The following is a 19,446-nucleotide window of genomic DNA, read 5'->3' on the forward strand; positions in this document are numbered from 1 at the left end:
AAAAGGGCCCTTTTCTTTTTCTAGGAGAGCGTTGTATGTTGAATGAATTGCTCACACTGTCTGCTACGGATCTTGCGAAAAAAATCGCAAACAAAGAAGTCTCTCCTTCCGAAGTTTTAGAAATTCACATCCAACGCATCACCGATGTAAACACAAAATTAAATGCCATGGTCGAAACTGATTTCGAACGCGCGCGCATGCGTGCTCGCGAACAGGACGATAAATTGATGGCAGCGGATAGTCCGCATGATCTGCCCGTCTATTTCGGCGTGCCCTTCACGGTGAAAGAGATGTTCGCTTACGATGGCATGAAACGCACGGGCGGCAGTGTTCATCATAAACGTGACGTTATGAACTGGGATGCAACACTGGTCTCGCGCTTAAAAAACTCTGGCGCGATTCCGATGGGCACAACTAATGTTCCAGAATTAGGTTTTTGGTTTGAAACTTACAATCGCATTTATGGTCTAACAAAAAATCCGTATGACTTGGGTCGCACACCTGGCGGCAGCAGCGGTGGCGAAGGTGCCTTGATTGGCGCGGGCGCTTCACCGATGGGCATTGGTTCTGATATCGGCGGCAGCATTCGTATGCCTGCGACTTTCTGTGGAATCTTCGGTCATAAACCGTCGCAGTTTCTTTTGCCGTTCACGGGCCACTTCCCCTACTCACGCGAAGACATCAAAAATATTTTAGTTGGCGAAAAGTATCCCTACACAACAATGGGTCCTATGTCGCGCAAAGCTTCTGATCTGTATGAGATGATGGGCCTTATGATGGGACCTGATGGTTACGATCAAAGCACTTTGCCGAATGTGCGCTTGAAACCGAAACCACAAGATTGGTCGAAAGTAAAAGTCGTGATTTGCCCTGATCCGGTTTTCCATAAAGCACGTCAAACAGATTTGGAATTGATTCAAGTCGTGAAAAATTGCGGAAAGCTGTTTGAAGAATTAGGTGCTGATGTTGTTGAGCTTCCACAGCGCTTCTTTGTGCGCTCTGCCGAATTGTGGTTTGCGGCTTTGAATAAAACGAAAAATAAAAACTTCTATGAAGTTTTGCGTGGACCGGATCAAGAATTCTCTGCCATGCGTGAATTGTTTAAACTTGTTATGGGTCGTAGCAGTTACATTTTCCCGAACTTGATTGTTTCACTTGCAGAAATGCTTGATACAAAACCAAAAGATCTTGAAGAAGAATTGCGCGCGCTACAAAAAATGCGTGACGACTTACATCAGATCATTGGTGATAATGGCATTCTGATTTTACCACCGCATCCTCGTGTAGCACCAAAACATCGTGAACCGTTGTTCTCGCCATTCGATTTTATTTATACAGGAATCTTTACGACGCTAGGAATGCCCGCGACATCCGTACCGATGGGTTTAAATGAAGAAGGCATTCCACTGGGCGTACAAGTCGTTGCAAATTATTTGAACGACCACATGACACTAGGTTGTGCTGAATTCTTAGAGCAAACTTTTGGTGGCTGGGTGCCACCGACCAATCTTTAGGGGCGATCTTCGCGCCAGTTGTCGAGCAGGATGTGGAAGCTCCACACTGTTAGGAATAAAATCAGCGATGGAAATAAAATAAGATGCGGGAAACTTGAAAGAGTTTTCCAACCTTCACGCACAAGAATTCCCCAGCTTGTGTAGGGCGGATGAACGCCAAGCCCGATGAAGCTCATAAAACTTTCATATAAAATATTTGTCGGCAATTGTAAGGCAATCAACACCAACAGCGTGCTGATCATATTCGGCAAGATGTGACGAATCAGGATATGAGTTTTTGTTCCACCCAAAGCGATAGCGGCTTCCACGAAGGGTTTGCGTTTAATTTCTAAAACCATGCCGCGACTGACGCGCGCAATATACATCCAATGCGTTGCTGAAATTCCGATACACAATCCTAAAATCGCAACGGTGTGTGGATCTTCGAATGGCAAGATCGCTTGCATGCTCAAGCAAATGACCGATACCAGAATAAAACTTGGTACGGCGATCAGAATGTCGCACAAGCGCATTAAGAATTTATCGGTCATACCTTCGCGCCATCCGGAAACAGCTCCATACGCAAATCCGATGATGAACGTTAACATCGAACACACAAGACCAATCAGCAGCGATACGCGCCCACCGACGATAACACGTGCAAATAAATCGCGACCTAAGGTATCGGTCCCGAAGATATGTTGCCAGCTTGGTCCTTGCAAAATGGTTTCAACATTCTGGGGGACTCCTGCCGATGGGATGTAAGCAAAACTTCCCAATGTGAAGGCGGCAAGAACCAGCAAAAAAGCACTCGCCAAAAAAATCGTGATCTTCTTCATGGATTGTCTCGCAATCTTGGATCAACCAAACGCATGCACATATCCATTAAAGAATTAATAACGATCAATAAAGCGCCATAGAAAAGTGTTAAGCCAACGATCAAAGTGTAATCACGATCATTCAGGGAATTAATAAATTGACTGCCTAATCCCGGAATCGCGAAGAGCATTTCTACTAAGAAGCTTCCAGACAAGAGTGTTGTGATCAGGGGCCCCGCATAACTCAAAAACGGAATCATAGAATTGCGAAGCACGTGATGAAATAAAATTCCCCAACGACTTAAGCCTTTAGCCTTCGCCGTTCTGACGTAATCTAAATGCAGATTTTCGTTAATTGAAGTTTTAAGCAAACGCACCAGCGTTGCCAAGGGTCTAAAGCTCAAAGTCAAAACCGGCAGAATATAATGCACTGGGGAACTTAAGAACGCGACCGGCAAAACGTTAAAGTAAAAACCGAAAAGATAAATTAACAATGGTCCCCAGAAAAGACTTGGCAGCGACAGCATCGCGATCATCAATTGATCGACACACTTTTCAAACCACGTATCTTTAAAGCGTACGGACGCTAACGTAAATCCAAAGGCACCGACTAAAATAAAAATCAGACTGATGAAGCTAAGCTTAAAAGAACTTTGCACACCCTGCCCGATAAGATCGGCCACAGTGCTGTCGGAATGAACCATGGATTGCCCCAGGTTTCCTTGAAATACCGAGGAAATGTACTTAAAGAATTGCGTGGTCGAAGATTCGTGCAGGCCCCACTGCGCAGACAGAGTTTCTTTTACAATGGGATTGAGTGCGGCATCGTCATCGAAAGGGCCGCCGGGAAGAAGCTTAAGTAATAAAAAGCTCAGCGCCGCGAGTACCACTAGCGACGCTGTTATTTCGATTAACTTTTTAAAAAGAAACCTAAGCCAAATAAAAATCAAATGTCATCCCAGTTTTCCTTTCCCACAAGTTCGGCGTTTACTTTCACCGGAACTGGCTCTGACAAGTATGGGAAAAGATCTTTTTTGTTGCCGTACAATTTTGCATAAACATAAGCGTTCGAAACAACGCGTTTTACGTAGTTTCTAGTTTCCAAGAACGGAATGTGTTCAATGAACTCATCCGTTTCCAACCCGCCAAAAGATACCAACCAATTTTTTACACGATGTGGACCTGCATTGTAACCTGCAGCGACCAACGGAATCGTGTTATCAAATCTGTCCATCAAACGTTTCAAGTAGCGCGAACCAACTTTCACAGCCGTTTCTGGCTCAAGCAACATTGGAGCCTTAAACTCTTTATCGCCGATCAATGTTGCAACTTTGTGCCCTGTGAATGGCATAACTTGCATCAAGCCCAACGCACCCACTGGTGAAATCGCGTCACAGCGGTAAGAACTTTCCGCTCTCATGATGCCCCAAACCAGTTCTTCAGGAACCACGAACTTCTTCGTGTATTTTTCAACAGAGTCATTGAACGCACGAGGATACGCAAGCTCCCACAAGTAGCGAACACCGTCAACACCATGAGCGGCACGTTGACCACCGAATGTCACTTGCGCCAAGTACGAAGAACGATTGAAGTGACCAGCAGTGCTGTATTCCGTCATCAAAGTGCGAAGGTATTCACGATTCGCCGTTTTTCTTTCGATGTCATACAAATCCCAACGAGCCCATTCATTTTCACCAACGATCATCAAATCGCGGGCTCTTTCAAAACGACGCATCAACACGGGGCTAGAGAATGAAGCTGAGTTTTCACCGGCAGTGGCTTCATCTTTATCAGTTGCGTTTTGCACAACCTCAACAGCTTGTTGATCGGTTGAGTCGCTACCGTCCGCTTCTTCCTCTTCACCTTTTTCGTCATCAGCAGAATACTGAGTGATCAACATTGTCTCTTCAGATTCTGAATCGTCACCGCGGTACGTGTCTTCAACTGACGGCATCAAGAACTCGCCGGCAGAAAATCTTGAAATCATACGAGGTGCAGTTGGCAATGGACTTTGCGCCAATTTAGCTGCTGGCAAAGTCGCTTCCATTTTTTTCAATCGCGCTTGCGCTACAATCGCATAGTAACCAAGAAGAGGATCTTTTGCCAAGCCTTCCATCATACCACGAGCTTGCTCGGTCTTACCTTGACGATACAAACTCATCGCCATCCAGTAAGTCACACGATCATTCGGGAATGCTTTCCACGCTTTTTTATTTTTATGCTTCAGCGATTGCATATCAGAAAACGCCTTATAAGCGCCTTGATAATCACCCTTCAAATATTTCAACCACGCCAAGTGCCATTTTGCATCGCGATTCAAACCAGAGTTCGAATACACTTTCATGAACTCTTGGAATCTGCGAGCGGCACCGTCATAATCTTGGAACTGATAGCTCAAGAATGCCGACTGGTATAAAGCTTGACGACCCGTTTTTGAACGCGGGCTTAATTTATAAGCTGAATAGTAAGAACCGACTGCCTGTTGCACTTCACCCGCACGCGCCGTTGCTGATGCGAACAAAATCAAATAATCGAAATTCTTTTTCATGCTCTCGTAATACGGAGTCAGAATTTCAACAGCTTTCGTCAACTCGCCTTCTTGCAAATAGAACTGCGCTTGCAATTTATCGGCAAGATATTTATCGGTCTTTGCAAGCTTCTCTTTCATCACGTTGATTTCGGCTTGCGCTTTTTGATCAAGACCTGCGAATAACAAATAACGAACGCGTGTGCGGAAATCTTCCGTCGTCACATTACAACCTGAAGGCTTGCCGTTGAATTCGTTCGCAGCAAGATCGACACTCCAATCTTGCACTTTTGAATAACCTGGATATTTTTCGTAAAGTTTTTCCAACCATTTGCATGTTTGGGAATGCTTTTTCATACCGTCTTCAGCAAGTGCTAAGTTGTAAATGATCTCTGGATAAGATTCTGTGTTGCGTGTGCGCTTTTCAAGTTTTGTAAATAACGCCGCTGCTTGTTTATAGCTTTTCTTTTCTAGTGCAATTTGCCCCTGCAAGCTTGACGCTTCGATCGACATTTTTACGTTGGGCGATAACGCTTGGAGTTTATTCAACTCTTTTTCAGCGTCATCCATCTTGCCCGTTTTCATGTACGACTGCGCCAAATAGAAATATGCGTATTCTTCTAAATCAGTTTTTTGTTTCGCGATTTCTTCGAAGGCCGGAATAGCGGCTTCGTATTTAGAAGCCTTAAAAGACTCCATAGCCTTTTTAAAGCTCTCTAATTCATCCTTGCCCGATTGAGCAAATGCTGTTGAGGCCACAGGGCCCGCTGCCAAAGAAAATAATAACCATTTCAGGGAGGTCTTCATGTCCGCCACTCCAAAACAAAAATCCGACTACGTCGGAGCAAGCAAAGTGCATCCTTGTCACTCAGCTTTAATAATGATACCGAATATCCATGGCAAAATCGAAGACGAAAACGATCTATACCTGTCAAAATTGTGGAGCCCAACGTCCTAGGTGGGAAGGAAAATGTTCCGACTGCGGCGCGTGGAATTCCTACGTGGAAGAATTGCAGCTGGCAGAGGTTAAAACCCGAGGTTGGTCTACAGGGCCTTCTGACACGGCAACAGCAGCAAACAAGCCTGTGTCACTGGACCAAAGACTTGAAGAGATCAAATTGGATCGCTTCGATACAGGTTTTGAAGAACTGAACCGCGTTTTAGGTGGTGGTTTAGCACGTGGAAGCTTCGTTCTTTTGGGCGGCTCCCCTGGTATCGGCAAATCGACTTTGCTTTTGCAAATGGCCGGTGGCCTTGCAGATAACAAACATAAAATCTTGTACATCTCGGGCGAAGAAAGCGTTTCACAAACGGGTTCACGTGCGCATCGCTTGGGAATTCGTACTCCGTTGATTGAAATTGGCTGTGAAAGTAATCTGCATAACGTGATGGAGCTTGCTCGTCACAAAAAGCCAGATGTGCTTGTCGTCGATTCTATTCAAACGATGTATCTTCCTGATTTGCAGGCAGCTCCTGGTTCCGTATCGCAAGTTCGCGAATGCGCAGGTCATCTCATGGGTCTTGCGAAACAAGAAAACATCACTGTGATCTTGATTGGTCACGTCACAAAAGATGGCAACATCGCGGGTCCTAAAGTGCTTGAGCATATGGTGGACTGCGTTCTGTCTTTTGATGGTGATATCTCTTACAACTTCCGTTTGCTTCGTGCTTTGAAAAATCGTTTTGGTGCCGCTCAGGAATTGGGCGTTTTCCAAATGAACACGAAAGGTCTGGAAGAGGTTTCAAATCCTTCCGAATTATTCCTTGAAGAACGTGGCGATCAATTGATCGGTTCTGCGGTCTTTGCTTCGATGGAAGGCACTCGCCCACTTCTGTGTGAGGTTCAAGCGTTAACACTGTCGACCCATATGGCGATGCCTCGTCGTACCGCTTTGGGTATCGATGTGAATCGTCTGCATCTGTTAACGGCGGTTTTGGATCGTCATTTGGATGTGCGCTTAAGTTCGAATGATATCTTTATCAACGTTGTTGGCGGTTTGAAATTGATTGAACCAGCGGCAGACCTTGCGGTCGCAGCTGCGATTCTATCAACGGAAAGTCGTCGCGATCTGGATTCAAAAACTTGTTTCTTTGGAGAGATCGGTTTGACTGGCGAAGTTCGTGGGGTTTCTTTCGTAGAAAATCGCATTAAAGAAGCGGATAAGCTCGGATTTAAGCACTTCGTGATCCCGTATTCTAACAAACGCCACCTTTCCGAGGTCAAAATTTCGAAGGATAAGAAGATTTCATTTGTCAAAAACGTCCATGAACTGAGTAAAATTATATAAGAGCTGATTTATGCGGCTCTTATTTTCTCAAGGACGATAATAATGAGCGATGCAATCGTAAAAGAAACTTATCCCGCTGGTGACTACATTTTCTTCGAAGGTGATTTGGAAAGACATTTCTACATCATCGAAACAGGAACGGTCAGCATCTGCACGATGAATCGCCAAGGCCAAAAAGTTGAATTAGGCCAAGTCCACGATGGCGAATCCTTTGGTGAATTCGCCCTTCTTGAAAACAAACCGCGCTCTGCCTCTGCCATGGCAGTCACCGAAGTGACACTTGTGCGCGTTTCCGAAGAAGGCTTCCAAGAATTGCTTGAAGATCTTCCAGTCTGGGCAAACTGCATGTTAAAATCATTCGCAGATCGCCTAAAGAAAACCACAGCCGCCCTTAAAGACGCCGAAGATAAACTACGCTAACGCACTGTAGACCCAAAAAAACGACAGACACCTTTATTTGGCGGATTTGATGAAGAGTTCGCGTTGGAGGTCGGTCATTAATTGGAGCATTCTTGTTTCCATGACTTTATCGACTTCCATGAAGCGTGTGCCGGCTGTATAGGTTGTGCCATTGTCGTGTTCGCGTTTTTGTACGAAACGCACTTCAAGATCGAATTCCATCGCGCGACGAGCGCCTAATCTTAGACTGCCCTTTACGACATCGCCGATTTTTAAATCGGGCTTTTCGCCGCTGAATTCAATTCTGACTCCGCCGGCGCTGACATCTTTCACTGTGCAATCTTTAAAATATTTTTTGCCACCATGGCCGTGCAATGTGAACAATGCATCGAATTCTTCTGGAATGGGCACGCGCACGTTCGCACGACGTTGAAGTTGGTACACTTCCACATTGGTATTGATATAAAGTTTGTTATTTTCAGAGCGCACGTATGTTTTTAGAAAATAGCGCTGATTATCAAAATCCAAATTCACAACGACATCTTGAGTTTGAATTTTGACTTGAACATCGTCAGTGGGTTGACACTCCAACATTTCATCGTCAATCCCGATAGCTTTTACGTGAAAAGACTCGCCACCGGCTCCGCGCAATAGCAACTGTCCTTGTTCGGCAACAAGGTTTTGGAAAAGCTCTTTACGATCCGAGATAGCGATGTTTTTAAAAGCGGATTGTCCAATGATCATTATTTTTTTCCAGAATACTTGATGTAGATTTCTCGCTGTAGATCCATCATCAGACTGAGTAATCGGTTTTCTTTCGTCAAATCGATATTCATAAACTGCAAGCCCGCGACTTGCGTTTTATCGTTTACCTTTGCAAAACGCACTTCAAGATCAAATTCCAAAGCGCGGCGTGCACCCAAGCGAATGGTCCCTTTGATGCGCTCCCCGATTACAAATTCAGGAGTCACGAAAGGACATTCGATTTTAATACCACCGGCACTGATGTCTTTGATTTTGCTTTCAAGGAAATAATTTTTTCCACCGTGAAGATACAGCGTGAAAACGGCTTCGTATTTTTCAGGCAAGTCGATGCGTGCATTTGCACGTCGTTGCAGTTGAAACAGATCGCCATCGATTTTTACGACAGCCCAACCGGAATTAAAACTTAATTCCGACTGAAAGAAATAGCGCTCGGTTTTGAATGGGAAATTGACCATGACCTTTTGCGCGACTTCGTGTTTCTTTGAATCTTCCGTGTGATGACAAAGTAGCTCTTCATCTTTTTCAGTTTGAATGGCGATCAAATGAAAAATATCGTCGCCTTCGCCTTTCAGCGAAATCTGCGCGCGATCCGAAGCGAGTTCCCTGAAAAGCATTTTCTTTTCAGAGACCGCAACTTTTTTAAATATCATCTGACCTTGATCAGCCATTAAACTCTCTCTAAAGCTCTTTCCCAACGTGCCATGCGTGCTTTACGGGCCTTGGGATCCATTTTAACTTTAAATTCTTTATTGGTCTTCCAAACTTTTTTAAGTTCTTTGATATCTTTCCAGAAACCGCAACCAAGGCCTGCCATAAACGCGGCACCCATGGCTGTTGTCTCAAGATTTTCAGGGCGGATCACATTGAGACCCAGATAGTCAGCTTGTAGTTGCATTAAAAGATCGTTCGCGGCAGCACCGCCATCGACTTTCAAAGACTTCAACTTCTTGCCCATATCTTTTTGCATCGTCACCATGACGTCGACGTTTTGCAAAGCCATGGCTTCCAAAGTCGCGCGCGCAATGTGTGCTTTCGTCGTTCCGCGAGTCAGGCCACAAATCAAACCGCGAGCTTCCGGCTGCCAGTGAGGCGCCCCCAAACCCGTCAATGCGGGAACAAATTCAACGCCCTCGGTATCGTCGACCGTTTTTGCTAATTTCTCAATATCAGACGATTGTGCAAATAGTCCCAAACCATCGCGCAACCATTGAACCGCAGCTCCGCACACGAAGGCACCACCTTCAAGAGCGTAAACTGTGTCTTCGTTTTTTAAGCGCCAAGCGATTGTCGCCAGCAATTTATTTTTTGAAGTGACAGCTTTTTTACCGGTATTAACCAGCACGAAACTGCCCGTGCCGAACGTACATTTTGTATCACCGGGTTCAAAACAGATTTGCCCGAACAAGGCCGATTGTTGATCGCCCAAAATTCCTGTGATTGGAATTCCGTCTGGCAAGAAGCCCAAACCTTGCGTGCGACCGAACTCTGCATTCGAAGGACAGATTTCTGGCATCAACGCAGCCGGCACATTAAAGAGTTTCAACAACTCTTCATCCCACCAGCCTTTATGAATATTCATAAGCATCGTGCGGGAAGCATTGCTGACGTCCGTTTTGTGCGATTGTTTTCCCGTCAAACGCCACAACAAATAGGTATCGACGGTGCCAGCTAACAATTCACCGGCTTTGGCTTTTTTAGCTGCTCCATTTACGTTTTTTAAAATCCATTGAATTTTTGTCGCAGAAAAATAAGGATCCAAAACCAGGCCCGTGCGCGCTGTAATGAATTTCTCTTTTTTGGCTTTCTTTAATTTTTCGCAGATGTCTTGGGTACGACGGCATTGCCAAACGATAGCGTTGTAAACGGCTTTACCTGTTTTTTGATCCCACACCATGACAGTTTCACGTTGATTTGTGATTCCAATGGCAGCGATTTGCGAACCTTGCAATTTGGCTTTTTCCAAAACTGTGCGCATCGCTCGTTGCGTGGAATACCAAATATCTTCGGGGTCGTGTTCTACCCAACCTGGTTTGGGGAAAATCTGTTTGAAGGTTTCACGTGCCTCGGCAACAAGACCTCCGGCTTGATTGATAATGCAAGCTCTAGAGCTGGTTGTTCCCTGGTCGATGGCCATGATAAAAGTAGAAGACATAAACACTCCCAAAATCGCTGGATGATCACTCTCAATCATGAAGAAATTTTTGCCGAAACCCAACGAAAAAATTTTTGGTCTAAAATCTCTGGATAGAGACACGCTGATCTATCGTGTTCTTCCCCGCTTTCTTTTAGAAATCCTACGCAAATACTTCCGCCTTGAGGTGGAGGGTGCTGAAAACATCCCACGCCGTGGTGCCGTTATCATTGCGCCTAATCATTCGGGCTATTCAGGATTTGATGCGTTTCTTTTGGGTCACGTCATTCAAGAGGAAGCGAAACGTGTGCCGCGCGTTTTGACTCACCACTTCTGGTTTCTGACAGAAACGACAGCGATCCCAGCACAAAAAATGGGTTTTACGGAAGCAACTTATGAAAATGGCCTCAATGCCCTCAAAAAAGGAAATGCCATTGTGCTTTTTCCTGAAGGCGAGCAAGGGAATTTCAAACCCACGACTGAAAGATATCAACTGCAAGAATTCAAACGTGGTTTCGTGCGCATGGCTTTAGAAGCTGGCTGCCCGATTGTACCGGCGATTGTTTTGGGCGCGGAAGAGACTCACATCAATTTGAAGAAATTGAAATTCACGAAATTCTTAAAAGGCTCCGTCATTCCGTTGCCGCTGAATGTTTTGCCATTGCCAGCGAAGTGGCGCATTCGCTTTTTAGAGCCGATTGAACTTCCCTACAAAGCGTCCTCAGTTAATGATGCGGAACTTGTGCACGACATTGCCCAAGATATTCAAGAAAAGATGCAAGCCGCGGTTGAAGAAGAAATCGCCAAACGCGGAAATGCATTTCTTTAGAACCTACTTCAGCGAAGCTGAAGTGCGGACCAGCTAGTTATGTTTATCAGGAATGTCAGCGCCGACTGTGCGCAAGACGGCATTCCATTTCGTCGTAAGAACCCCACCGTCATCACGATCACGGCTGACAAGATTCTTCGTTAGAATTGCGGCAAGGCCTAATGAAATCACCATCAAAAGAACCCATTCGATGATGACCTGACCTCGATTATTTTTAATCATAGTGGGATTAGGATATCACAGCTCGACGTCTGCGACAGCGCGAAGACGCTCAACTGGACGCCAATTTTCCATTGTGATACGCAAAGTATCTACCAAAAGATCCAGGTTTTCGTCTTCAATTGGGCCGCGAAGACCGATAACCACGTCTTCGTTCCACTTCTCAACTTGTAAGCAAGTCTTCATTGGATTTGCATCTTCAAAAGATAACTCGAAGCTTTCAACTGTTGGGTAAACCATCACCAGAATGTTCGCGCCTGAAGCTTTCGAACGATCTTTCGCGACAGCGACTTCGTTCAACAAGCGTTGTTGGATCATGAAGTAAATCTTCAGCGCCAACGACTCATGAAACTGAGCGAAGTAGATGCGGATGGGACCATCAAAGATGGCACTGTTAAAAGCAGGATTAAAATATTTCGACTGCATTAAAGTGGTATACGATGATCTCATTGTTGTAGCTTCCCCCTCACCACAACCCAAGACTAGAAAGAAACTTGCACTTTATTCAAACAAATAATTTAAGAATCTTAAATTTCTTAACGCAAGCTATCATTTCAAAGGGTCAAAAGCCTTCTTTCCTCGAATGAAAACCTGCTTTTCAGAGGCCTCACCCACGCTATAGAACAAAGTCCGCCAATCTTGCGGAGTGCACACAAGATCAGCACTCTTGCCAACCTCCAAAGATCCGACTTCGTTTTGCAAATTCAAGGCGTACGCGGCACCCACTGTGTAAGCTGCCAGCACTTGAGGTAAAGACATTTTCATTTCAAGGCGTGCAAGCAAACCTACAAGATTCAGATCCTGCGTTGGCGAGGTGCCTGGATTAAAATCAGTCGCTAAAGCCACACGAGCCCCCGCTTCGATCAATTCTTTTGCCGGAGGATATTTCGTACGCGTGTAAAGGTCCGCTGACGGCAACATCACACAAGTCACTTCCGATTTTGCCAAGGCTTTGATTTCTTTATCTGTGATTTGCAACAAGTGATCGCCTGATAAAGCGCCCAATTTTATCGCCGTATCTGCGCCCCCACTTAATGTCATTTGATCAGCATGAATCAAAACATCAAACCCGAGTTCTTGCGCACGACGCAGATATTTTTCTGACGCCTCTTTCGGGAAAAATCCTTTTTCAATAAAGACATCCACCCTGCGTGCGAGCTTTTTCTTTTTCACTTCTGGCAGAACTTTTTCCGACAAGAAATCCAAATAACTTTCGTAAGTTGAAAATTCAGGTGGCAGAGCATGAGCCCCCAGGAACGTAGCAACGGTTCTTGCGCCTTCAAGCTTCTGAACGGCTTGAAGGACTTTCAATTCATCTTTTAAGTTCAAGGCATAACCTGACTTCACTTCAACCGTCGTGACACCTTGACTGATGAAATGGTTCACGCGCTTTTGACCTTGCTTCACAAGATCGTTTAAAGAAGAACCGCGCGTATGCTTCATGGTTGAAAGAATACCGCCACCCTTAGCCGCGATTTCCTGATAGCTAACACCTTGGTTGCGCATTTCAAATTCTGCGGCACGGTCACCTGCAAAAATCAGATGTGTGTGACACTCAACAAATCCAGGCAGGACTGTCATGCCTTTCATATCGAATTCTTTGTGATTTTTTTTGGCGAATTCTTTTGGCAACTTGTTGCCAATCCACGCGATCTTGTCTTTTTCAATTAAGATCGATTGTTTGTGGGAAATGCTAAGATCTTCTTCAACAATATGGCGTCCGTGTTTTTCGCGCGCGCCTTGAAGAGTCAAAAGTGTCGAGATGTTTTTTAAAAGAATGCCCATGTGTTCATTCAAACACACGGGCATGAGGGATCAAGGACTTTGGAGTTCCTATTGAATTTTAATCGAATGACTGCGTGCGCCTTCCTGTTTTGGAATCGTCACATGCAATACACCATCTTTAAATTCCGCTTGAACTTTATCTGCGGCAACATGCGCTGGTAAGCTGAATGATCTTTGGAATTTTCCATGAACACGTTCAGCGTATTTACCTTCGCCTTTGGTTTCTTTTGTACGTTCACCAGAAATAGTTAAGACGTTGTCTTCAATATCAACCTTGATATTTTCTTTCGTCATTCCTGGCAAATCGGCTGTGACTAGATAAGCGTTTTCACGTTCATCGATGTCGACAGCAGGATTGAAACTCATTCCACTGCGTGACAAAGCAGGCGAGCGATCAAACTCATTAATAAACTCTTCAAATTGCGAAAATAAATCGTTCGCAGGACGTCTTGCAGCCCAAGGGGCTAATGATCTCATAGGCATAAAATCCTCCTAGTTTTGAGTAATAAAACATTGCGAAGGTATTTTCCGGAATCACTTCTCAAGGTTAGTATGTGGTCGTCTTCAAAGGTGTCAAGTTAGGCAGAAAAAAGAAATTATCCTTAAGTCGAAACCAGGATTTCACGTTGTGACTAAAAACAAAGGGCCGGTCTACTGACCAGCCCTTCTTTGATTTAACATTTTTAAATATATGGCCTTAGTGATTTTCTGGAGCAAACCACAAGTCGATGACTTCGCCCTTTTTCTCTTTACCTTTTTCAATAAAGATAAATGAACTGCGTTCGCGCACTTGCGCACGACCCGCAACACTGTTCACGGCCGAGCCATCATATTTTAAACTGATGGATTTGATTTTTGTTTTAAGCGGAACCAATTCACCTTTTTGTGAAATGCCGTCACCGTTTTTATCAAACCACAAAAGCAATTTTCCAAAGTCTTTGTCTTTGCTGTCAATAACGCCGTCTTTGTTGCTATCGAATTCACGAAGCGCTTCAAAACCATTTTTGTATTTGCCGCTTTCGTTACCGAACAACTCTTCAGCCTTTGTGATTTTACCATCGCCATCACGATCAATCGCAATGAAGGCACCTGGTGCACCCGCCTCTGGCCACATTGATTTGCCCGAAGGATTCAATGGGAAGTCCACAGACGCTTTAAACTCTGGGCGCTTATCATCAAAGAACACCATCAATGGAGAAAAGAAGCCTCCGCAGAAACCATTCTCCCCAGGGAAGTAGGCAGCGACATTATAAGTCTTTTTATCTTTCGAAGCCGCTGTGTAAACGCTGGCTGAAAGAGGTCCCGTATAACCGCGATAGTCGTCAGGGTTCACAGAACTTTTCATACCATTTTCATAGTACGGTCCTGAGTATTGACCACGATTGCCCGGAGTTTCAAACTCTTGATCAAAAGAAACAGATCCCAATTCCGCAGCGATACTTGCCTGCGAAATATTGCCGTTTTCATCCACTGTTACAGAGGACGCAATCGGCAGATTCAAGCGCACGACGTTGCCGGAAACGGCACCAGTCACATTCATACCCGCTGGAGCAGAAATCGCTGAAGCAGGAATTGCCAGCGAATTCAAACCGCCACTTGGTGTAACAAGTGAAGCAGGATATTTAACCATGATCTTTTTTTCCACGCCGTGGTCTTTAACGATCAAGGTCATATTCACAATACTGTATGGAGAGATTGGATTCGTCACAAAACGAAGATTCGTACCGAAGCACGTATTCGTGATAACGATGCTGAGACCGTCATCAGTAGAGCGTGTGACTTGACCAGAAAGAACGACGCCTTGGAAACCAGCCGTCGAACCCGCCCCCGAGTTCACTGTTCCAGGGTCACCCGCAAAGGCGACACTTGCCATGGCACCAACGAATGGCACCAAAGACCACTTAAACATACAAGCCCCCTATCATTTCCCCGTTCGAACAATATTAAAGTAAACCACTGAGTCGTGTGGATCTTTACGCGAAAACTCAACGCGATCGATGTCATAGGCAACCAATGACGGCGATGTAAATTGAGAACCCTTGTAAATGCTCCTCCACAAGTTCACTTTTTTAGTTTTACTGTCCTGATCTAAATAATACTTGATAATCGATACAGCCTTCAAGCGCACAAGAGGAGCGGCTCCTCCCATCGGCGGTATTTCTCTTAAGAACGAATCTTCGTTCTCAATCGTCTCATTCGGATACATTGGATTTGTACGAATCAGCAAATTGAGCTTAACCGGTGTAAGCCTTGTTTCACCCATCGCACTGACTTCACCCACAAAAATCGGAGAGCGTGCCGGGCGATTGTAGTTAGGACCAAACGCCGTCATTTCGCGAACCATTGCGGGTGTATCAAGCATTAATAACACTCCAGGCTGCCAGAACAACGGCTGCGCTTGCGCCACGGCATTGCCTTGATTCAAAGAAACAAAGTTTAACGGTGCCGCGACATTTGGATCTGTCGGAATATATGGAATCTTGTAAGCCGAGCGCGGCGTATACATCACCGATGAACCGAGTTTTTCATTCACGATCATCACCGTGAAATCTTTTTTACCCGTGATCGACATCGTGTATTTGCGTGGCTCATTGTCCATCGACTTTGACGAGCGTTCGGATTCAAAATCAAAAAAGTTGCGGCCCGTATCATCGCTTAAGCTGAAATTATTAAACGACGGCTCTGAGTATTTTAAATCTTTTAGTAACACACGCTCGGCGATGATGCTGTCCGTTTTATCTTCGATGTCATTGACGATTTCATTGCGAGTTTTTGAAGAAAACACGAAGAACGAAGCCGTGACCATCCCCACGATGGCCATCAAAGCAACACCGACTAAAAGTTCTGAAAGAGTGAAACCTTTATTGTTTAACTTCTTCATTGTGCATTCACCACAAACTGATAATCCATGTAACCGTATGTGCCCACCGCTGTCGGAGTTCCTTCAGCCGTCGGTGTACCCGTCGCCCAATCTTTATGACTCATACGAACCGTCACAAGATAAAGACCCTTCATATTCGGATACGCTTGAATCACATAACCATAACGACCAGGGCAACCCGGGCATTGCTCCGCGGTCGACAACGTTCCGTTACCCCAAGCCATCGGCAACTTATCGACTTGCAGAGCTTTATCACGCTCTTCATCGCTGGTTGCATAATTGATTTGGTACATACGAACGTTAGGACGAATATTTTCGATCACATCATTGATTTGTTTGTACAAAGAGTTCTTCGTTCCTGAATCCTTGGCGACCTTCTTCATTCCCAACATACCGGAAATAAAGAACGAGCCCACGATGGTAATCATCGCTAAACCCAAAAGGGATTCAATAATCGTAAGACCTTTATTGTTTAACTTCATATGCCTGACTCCCTTGCCACTTCCAGAACATAGAAACGCACCATGCGATTTTTGCACAGATGCGAACTGACGCCTGGAACTGCACCGCAATCAGGATCTACGGTCGTCCAACGGAATGGATCGGCTTTGGATCTTAAAGAAATCGCGTTACAACGGTACAAGTTCGATAAGTCTGTAATAGATGGACTTGGATGCCATACCGGGAACCTGTTGATCGAAGTACAATCAACGTTGTTCTGACCTTTCAAGACACCCGCTTGACGTAATTCAAATGTCGCTTGTGGATGATAGATCGTACTCCAACGAATTCCTGATTTATAAGCTGAATCATCGATCTCTACACCTTGAGAAACGATGATCGATGCAATGATACGCAACGGAGTCGAACGACTTTCAATACGCAATTTTTCACACGTTAAGAAGCCCGTCACAAAATCCGCAGAGCTTTTAATAATGCACGTTCTTGCAATCGAGTGAACTTCAAAATTCACTGAACCATTCGCGCGCGAAGCATTGGTGTTGTCGAAGATAATGTCTTTACGATCATCGTAAGCATCCGTGAAGGCCCACGAGTTTCGAGAACTACCGGTAAACGAAGTTCCCCAATCCGTACCACCAAATGCTGTTGAACCATTCAGACCTTGAATGGCGCAAAGTTTTTCCAAGTTCTGATTGATGTCACCCAAAGGCAAGCTGCCCTTGCTTGTTCCAGAATAATCAGACACAGAGTCAAATGGGACGTAATCGCCACCTTGATATTTAAAGTTTAAATACCCGTTCGTTTTTTGGAACATACTCGGGCGCAAAGAAGAACGACGGTCGAAACTGACGTCATAAGCTTGCAGCTTCAACGACATATCCAACGGTTCGCCCATGCTATTTACGAGCATTTCAGGATGCTCGATTTGAATATGCAAATCCTTAAATGTTGGATTTGTATTTTCAGGATCTGGTGCATCCATGGAAATAGTAATTTTCGGTTGAACCTTTTCGTCTGATTCCGCTTTTGAAAGCTTATCTTGCAAAGCCACAAGATTTGCTTTGATCGCATCCATTTCTCTATCTTTAGCTGCTTTTTCAGCCTTACGACGTTCAACACGGTTGCGATCCGATTCGACTTCAGCTTCAAGATCGGCAATTCGGCGTTTGTCTGGTGGCGACTGCGCACGAGCGGCCTCTAAAGCATCGCGTGAACGTTCAAAATCACGTTCCGCATCAGCAATTCTTGCATCTAATGCATTTAGTTCCGTGTTCAAACGATCACGGTCTTCTTGCGCATTGCTAAGCTGTTTATTCAACGAGTCTTTAAGTTTCGAAAGATCGACTTTAGGCTCCAACGTGACTGAACCATTGTTTGGAATGTCACCATTCACTTCCAATGTCGTATTCCAACCGTTGGCACTAAGTGGCGCCAATACCAACTTAAAGTTGGCAATCGCACCCGTGTTAGCACTCATACTTGAATCAGCAAGAGCGCCTCGTGCTGCATACGGCGCTTGCGCTTCACCACGCTGAACTGAGAATTGATTTTGTTTTGTCAGACCTAAACGATAATCAAAGTTGCTTCCGGATTTTTTCGTCAAGACACCTGTCAAAATACTGTCTTGTGTCTGCTTCAAAGATGTCATCGCCAATGTTCTGTCGATACATTGTTTCATCAAAGTTTTATCAACAGTTTGTTGTGCCGTTTTTCCAGACAAGTTATCAAGACCGCCATCACGGCCGCCGTCAACGTCGACACCTTTTAAAAAGCCACCGAATTCAGAAATATTAGACCAAAACTGATCCGTCGCGCCCCCCGCTGAACTTGGGCGGAATTCTTTTTGCGAGCGCATGATCGGACCTTCACCCATGATGACTTTTTCATTGAAAGTCACTGGAGAATACATCGAATCTGTCGCTGATTTATCAGCAGGATTTGGCAAATAAATAGAGCCATTCACATAAACCGGGCTGTCAAAAACAAGCCCTGGATACTGACCCGCCTGCGCTTTAGAATTGAACATTTTAAAGGCAACGTCGCCCACAACCGGCGACACACTTGTGGCTTGATCCAAACGCATGTCACCCGCAACCAGCAACGCAAAACTGCCCACTTCACGTGGGTAAACGCCGACAAACGATGTCGCGATCAGTTTGCTGCCTGCAACTTCGATCACTTTTCCGGCGTCATCCAAAAGTTGCACTGTCACTTTGACATAAGTTTCGCGACCGTATTCAGGAATCAAAGCACGTTTATCGCGTTCAATCGTGATATCGAAAGCGCTGACTTTGTAGCCTTTAAGATCGGCGATGATTTTATAAACCGGATGTAACGCTGAAAAACTGTTGATTGAAATTCGCGCCGCAATTTTATCTATCGGTGCTGCGGCAGCATTGCCATAACCCGTTGCTTTTAAGAAATCGACAGTCTCTTGTTTCATCAACAAGCGCTCAACGGAACGCGGATGCGATAGCAATTCAGACGTTGTTGCCGGAGTGCTCTTACCACAATTTTCTGGCATCCATGAATCTGAAAAACACCAGCGTTGTTTCACTCCTAGCAAAGTGAAATCAAGCATCGAATGCAAAGCCAAACGTGTTGTGATGATTGAAGCTGTTTTGGAAACTTGTTGGCGATGTTTAATAACTGTTGGTGAAAGATAATAGATCATCGCGCCAACGATGCCGATGGCAACTAATGCCTGAATAAAGGCGCTTCCTCGCTCAGAACGAACGAGGGACTGGGATGTTTCAGTATCCAGTGGTTTCATTATCAAAGACTCCCCATGGATTCTTCGACATAAAACCTCTGGACCTTAACTACAAATTCTCGGTTTTTCTCAAATC

The 19,446-nt window shown here is 45.0% G+C and carries 18 protein-coding genes; 4 read left to right on the forward strand and 14 right to left on the reverse strand.

The genetic code is table 11. The annotated features are described in order from the left end of the window. Positions 1–35 precede the first annotated feature (35 nt). Positions 36–1,514, forward strand: a complete 1,479-nt coding sequence (locus DOE51_RS13285; RefSeq protein ID WP_246845087.1) for an amidase — start codon at positions 36–38, stop codon at positions 1,512–1,514. Here DOE51_RS13285 and DOE51_RS13290 read toward each other — a convergent pair. From DOE51_RS13290 to DOE51_RS13300, 3 genes are read right to left on the reverse strand one after another with little or no spacing between them, the layout of a single operon-like run. Further along, positions 1,511–2,332 (reverse strand): ABC transporter permease, encoded by an 822-nt coding sequence (locus tag DOE51_RS13290; protein WP_142697039.1) that lies wholly within the window; start codon positions 2,330–2,332, stop codon positions 1,511–1,513. The two genes, DOE51_RS13285 and DOE51_RS13290, sit on opposite strands and share 4 nt — an antisense overlap. Next, positions 2,329–3,201: an ABC transporter permease gene (locus tag DOE51_RS13295; protein WP_246845088.1), complete on the reverse strand. Its 873-nt coding sequence runs from the start codon at positions 3,199–3,201 to the stop codon at positions 2,329–2,331. The genes DOE51_RS13290 and DOE51_RS13295 overlap by 4 nt, the downstream gene beginning before the upstream one ends. Before the next feature lie 56 nt (positions 3,202–3,257). Continuing rightward, positions 3,258–5,645, reverse strand: coding sequence for a transglycosylase SLT domain-containing protein (locus tag DOE51_RS13300; protein ID WP_142697041.1), 2,388 nt, complete (start codon positions 5,643–5,645; stop codon positions 3,258–3,260). 89 nt (positions 5,646–5,734) lie between these two features. Here DOE51_RS13300 and radA point away from each other — a divergent pair, with 89 nt between their 5' ends. Further along, complete coding sequence (gene radA / locus DOE51_RS13305) at positions 5,735–7,126, forward strand: DNA repair protein RadA (RefSeq protein WP_142697042.1); 1,392 nt, start codon at positions 5,735–5,737, stop codon at positions 7,124–7,126. Between the two features lie 42 nt (positions 7,127–7,168). Next, on the forward strand, positions 7,169–7,546 hold the full coding sequence (locus tag DOE51_RS13310) for a Crp/Fnr family transcriptional regulator (protein WP_142697043.1): 378 nt from the start codon (positions 7,169–7,171) through the stop codon (positions 7,544–7,546). 33 nt (positions 7,547–7,579) lie between these two features. Here DOE51_RS13310 and DOE51_RS13315 read toward each other — a convergent pair whose 3' ends face one another. The 3 genes from DOE51_RS13315 to glpK are packed head-to-tail and all read right to left on the reverse strand — an operon-like array spanning position 7,580 to position 10,442. After that, the gene (locus tag DOE51_RS13315; protein WP_142697044.1) at positions 7,580–8,269 is read right to left on the reverse strand and encodes a flagellar brake protein; all 690 of its coding nucleotides are present in this window, start codon (positions 8,267–8,269) and stop codon (positions 7,580–7,582) included. After that, positions 8,269–8,958 carry a PilZ domain-containing protein gene (locus DOE51_RS13320; RefSeq protein WP_142697045.1) on the reverse strand — a complete coding sequence of 230 codons (690 nt, stop codon included), beginning with the start codon at positions 8,956–8,958 and terminating at the stop codon, positions 8,269–8,271. The genes DOE51_RS13315 and DOE51_RS13320 overlap by 1 nt, the downstream gene beginning before the upstream one ends. Then, positions 8,958–10,442, reverse strand: a complete 1,485-nt coding sequence (gene glpK / locus DOE51_RS13325) for a glycerol kinase GlpK (RefSeq protein WP_246845089.1) — start codon at positions 10,440–10,442, stop codon at positions 8,958–8,960. Before glpK ends, DOE51_RS13320 begins: the two co-directional genes overlap by 1 nt. Before the next feature lie 37 nt (positions 10,443–10,479). Here glpK and DOE51_RS13330 point away from each other — a divergent pair, with 37 nt between their 5' ends. Beyond that, positions 10,480–11,250: a lysophospholipid acyltransferase family protein gene (locus DOE51_RS13330; protein ID WP_142697046.1), complete on the forward strand. Its 771-nt coding sequence runs from the start codon at positions 10,480–10,482 to the stop codon at positions 11,248–11,250. A gap of 33 nt (positions 11,251–11,283) precedes the next feature. On the opposite strand, the gene DOE51_RS13335 is transcribed toward DOE51_RS13330, so the two are convergent. The 8 genes from DOE51_RS13335 to DOE51_RS13370 all read right to left on the reverse strand — a co-directional run bounded on the left by DOE51_RS13335 (position 11,284) and on the right by DOE51_RS13370 (position 19,370). Beyond that, positions 11,284–11,472 (reverse strand): hypothetical protein, encoded by a 189-nt coding sequence (locus DOE51_RS13335; protein ID WP_142697047.1) that lies wholly within the window; start codon positions 11,470–11,472, stop codon positions 11,284–11,286. A gap of 15 nt (positions 11,473–11,487) precedes the next feature. Continuing rightward, the gene (locus DOE51_RS13340; RefSeq protein ID WP_246845090.1) at positions 11,488–11,895 is read right to left on the reverse strand and encodes a hypothetical protein; all 408 of its coding nucleotides are present in this window, start codon (positions 11,893–11,895) and stop codon (positions 11,488–11,490) included. 123 nt (positions 11,896–12,018) lie between these two features. Continuing rightward, positions 12,019–13,254 (reverse strand): imidazolonepropionase, encoded by a 1,236-nt coding sequence (gene hutI / locus DOE51_RS13345; protein ID WP_142697049.1) that lies wholly within the window; start codon positions 13,252–13,254, stop codon positions 12,019–12,021. Positions 13,255–13,302: 48 nt separating this feature from the next. Then, positions 13,303–13,731 carry an Hsp20/alpha crystallin family protein gene (locus DOE51_RS13350; RefSeq protein ID WP_142697050.1) on the reverse strand — a complete coding sequence of 143 codons (429 nt, stop codon included), beginning with the start codon at positions 13,729–13,731 and terminating at the stop codon, positions 13,303–13,305. A 220-nt stretch (positions 13,732–13,951) separates the two neighbouring features. Next, positions 13,952–15,163 (reverse strand): EF-hand domain-containing protein, encoded by a 1,212-nt coding sequence (locus DOE51_RS13355; RefSeq protein ID WP_246845091.1) that lies wholly within the window; start codon positions 15,161–15,163, stop codon positions 13,952–13,954. Between the two features lie 12 nt (positions 15,164–15,175). Beyond that, positions 15,176–16,135 (reverse strand): type II secretion system protein J, encoded by a 960-nt coding sequence (locus DOE51_RS13360; protein WP_142697051.1) that lies wholly within the window; start codon positions 16,133–16,135, stop codon positions 15,176–15,178. After that, the gene (locus tag DOE51_RS13365) at positions 16,132–16,617 is read right to left on the reverse strand and encodes a hypothetical protein (RefSeq protein ID WP_142697052.1); all 486 of its coding nucleotides are present in this window, start codon (positions 16,615–16,617) and stop codon (positions 16,132–16,134) included. The genes DOE51_RS13360 and DOE51_RS13365 overlap by 4 nt, the downstream gene beginning before the upstream one ends. Beyond that, the gene (locus tag DOE51_RS13370) at positions 16,614–19,370 is read right to left on the reverse strand and encodes a hypothetical protein (protein ID WP_142697053.1); all 2,757 of its coding nucleotides are present in this window, start codon (positions 19,368–19,370) and stop codon (positions 16,614–16,616) included. Before DOE51_RS13370 ends, DOE51_RS13365 begins: the two co-directional genes overlap by 4 nt. Positions 19,371–19,446: the final 76 nt, after the last annotated feature.

The organism is Bdellovibrio sp. NC01 (assembly GCF_006874625.1).
In the GTDB taxonomy this organism is placed as follows: Bacteria; Bdellovibrionota; Bdellovibrionia; order Bdellovibrionales; family Bdellovibrionaceae; genus Bdellovibrio.

Coding starts and splice junctions, on each gene's coding strand:
- DOE51_RS13285 (WP_246845087.1), top strand. CDS start 36: ATGTTGAATGAATTGCTCACACTGTCTGCTACGGATCTTGCGAAAAAA.
- DOE51_RS13290 (WP_142697039.1), bottom strand. CDS start 2,332: ATGAAGAAGATCACGATTTTTTTGGCGAGTGCTTTTTTGCTGGTTCTT.
- DOE51_RS13300 (WP_142697041.1), bottom strand. CDS start 5,645: ATGAAGACCTCCCTGAAATGGTTATTATTTTCTTTGGCAGCGGGCCCT.
- radA (WP_142697042.1), top strand. CDS start 5,735: ATGGCAAAATCGAAGACGAAAACGATCTATACCTGTCAAAATTGTGGA.
- DOE51_RS13310 (WP_142697043.1), top strand. CDS start 7,169: ATGAGCGATGCAATCGTAAAAGAAACTTATCCCGCTGGTGACTACATT.
- DOE51_RS13315 (WP_142697044.1), bottom strand. CDS start 8,269: ATGATCATTGGACAATCCGCTTTTAAAAACATCGCTATCTCGGATCGT.
- DOE51_RS13320 (WP_142697045.1), bottom strand. CDS start 8,958: ATGGCTGATCAAGGTCAGATGATATTTAAAAAAGTTGCGGTCTCTGAA.
- glpK (WP_246845089.1), bottom strand. CDS start 10,442: ATGTCTTCTACTTTTATCATGGCCATCGACCAGGGAACAACCAGCTCT.
- DOE51_RS13330 (WP_142697046.1), top strand. CDS start 10,480: ATGAAGAAATTTTTGCCGAAACCCAACGAAAAAATTTTTGGTCTAAAA.
- DOE51_RS13335 (WP_142697047.1), bottom strand. CDS start 11,472: ATGATTAAAAATAATCGAGGTCAGGTCATCATCGAATGGGTTCTTTTG.
- DOE51_RS13340 (WP_246845090.1), bottom strand. CDS start 11,895: ATGCAGTCGAAATATTTTAATCCTGCTTTTAACAGTGCCATCTTTGAT.
- hutI (WP_142697049.1), bottom strand. CDS start 13,254: ATGGGCATTCTTTTAAAAAACATCTCGACACTTTTGACTCTTCAAGGC.
- DOE51_RS13350 (WP_142697050.1), bottom strand. CDS start 13,731: ATGAGATCATTAGCCCCTTGGGCTGCAAGACGTCCTGCGAACGATTTA.
- DOE51_RS13355 (WP_246845091.1), bottom strand. CDS start 15,163: ATGTTTAAGTGGTCTTTGGTGCCATTCGTTGGTGCCATGGCAAGTGTC.
- DOE51_RS13360 (WP_142697051.1), bottom strand. CDS start 16,135: ATGAAGAAGTTAAACAATAAAGGTTTCACTCTTTCAGAACTTTTAGTC.
- DOE51_RS13365 (WP_142697052.1), bottom strand. CDS start 16,617: ATGAAGTTAAACAATAAAGGTCTTACGATTATTGAATCCCTTTTGGGT.
- DOE51_RS13370 (WP_142697053.1), bottom strand. CDS start 19,370: ATGAAACCACTGGATACTGAAACATCCCAGTCCCTCGTTCGTTCTGAG.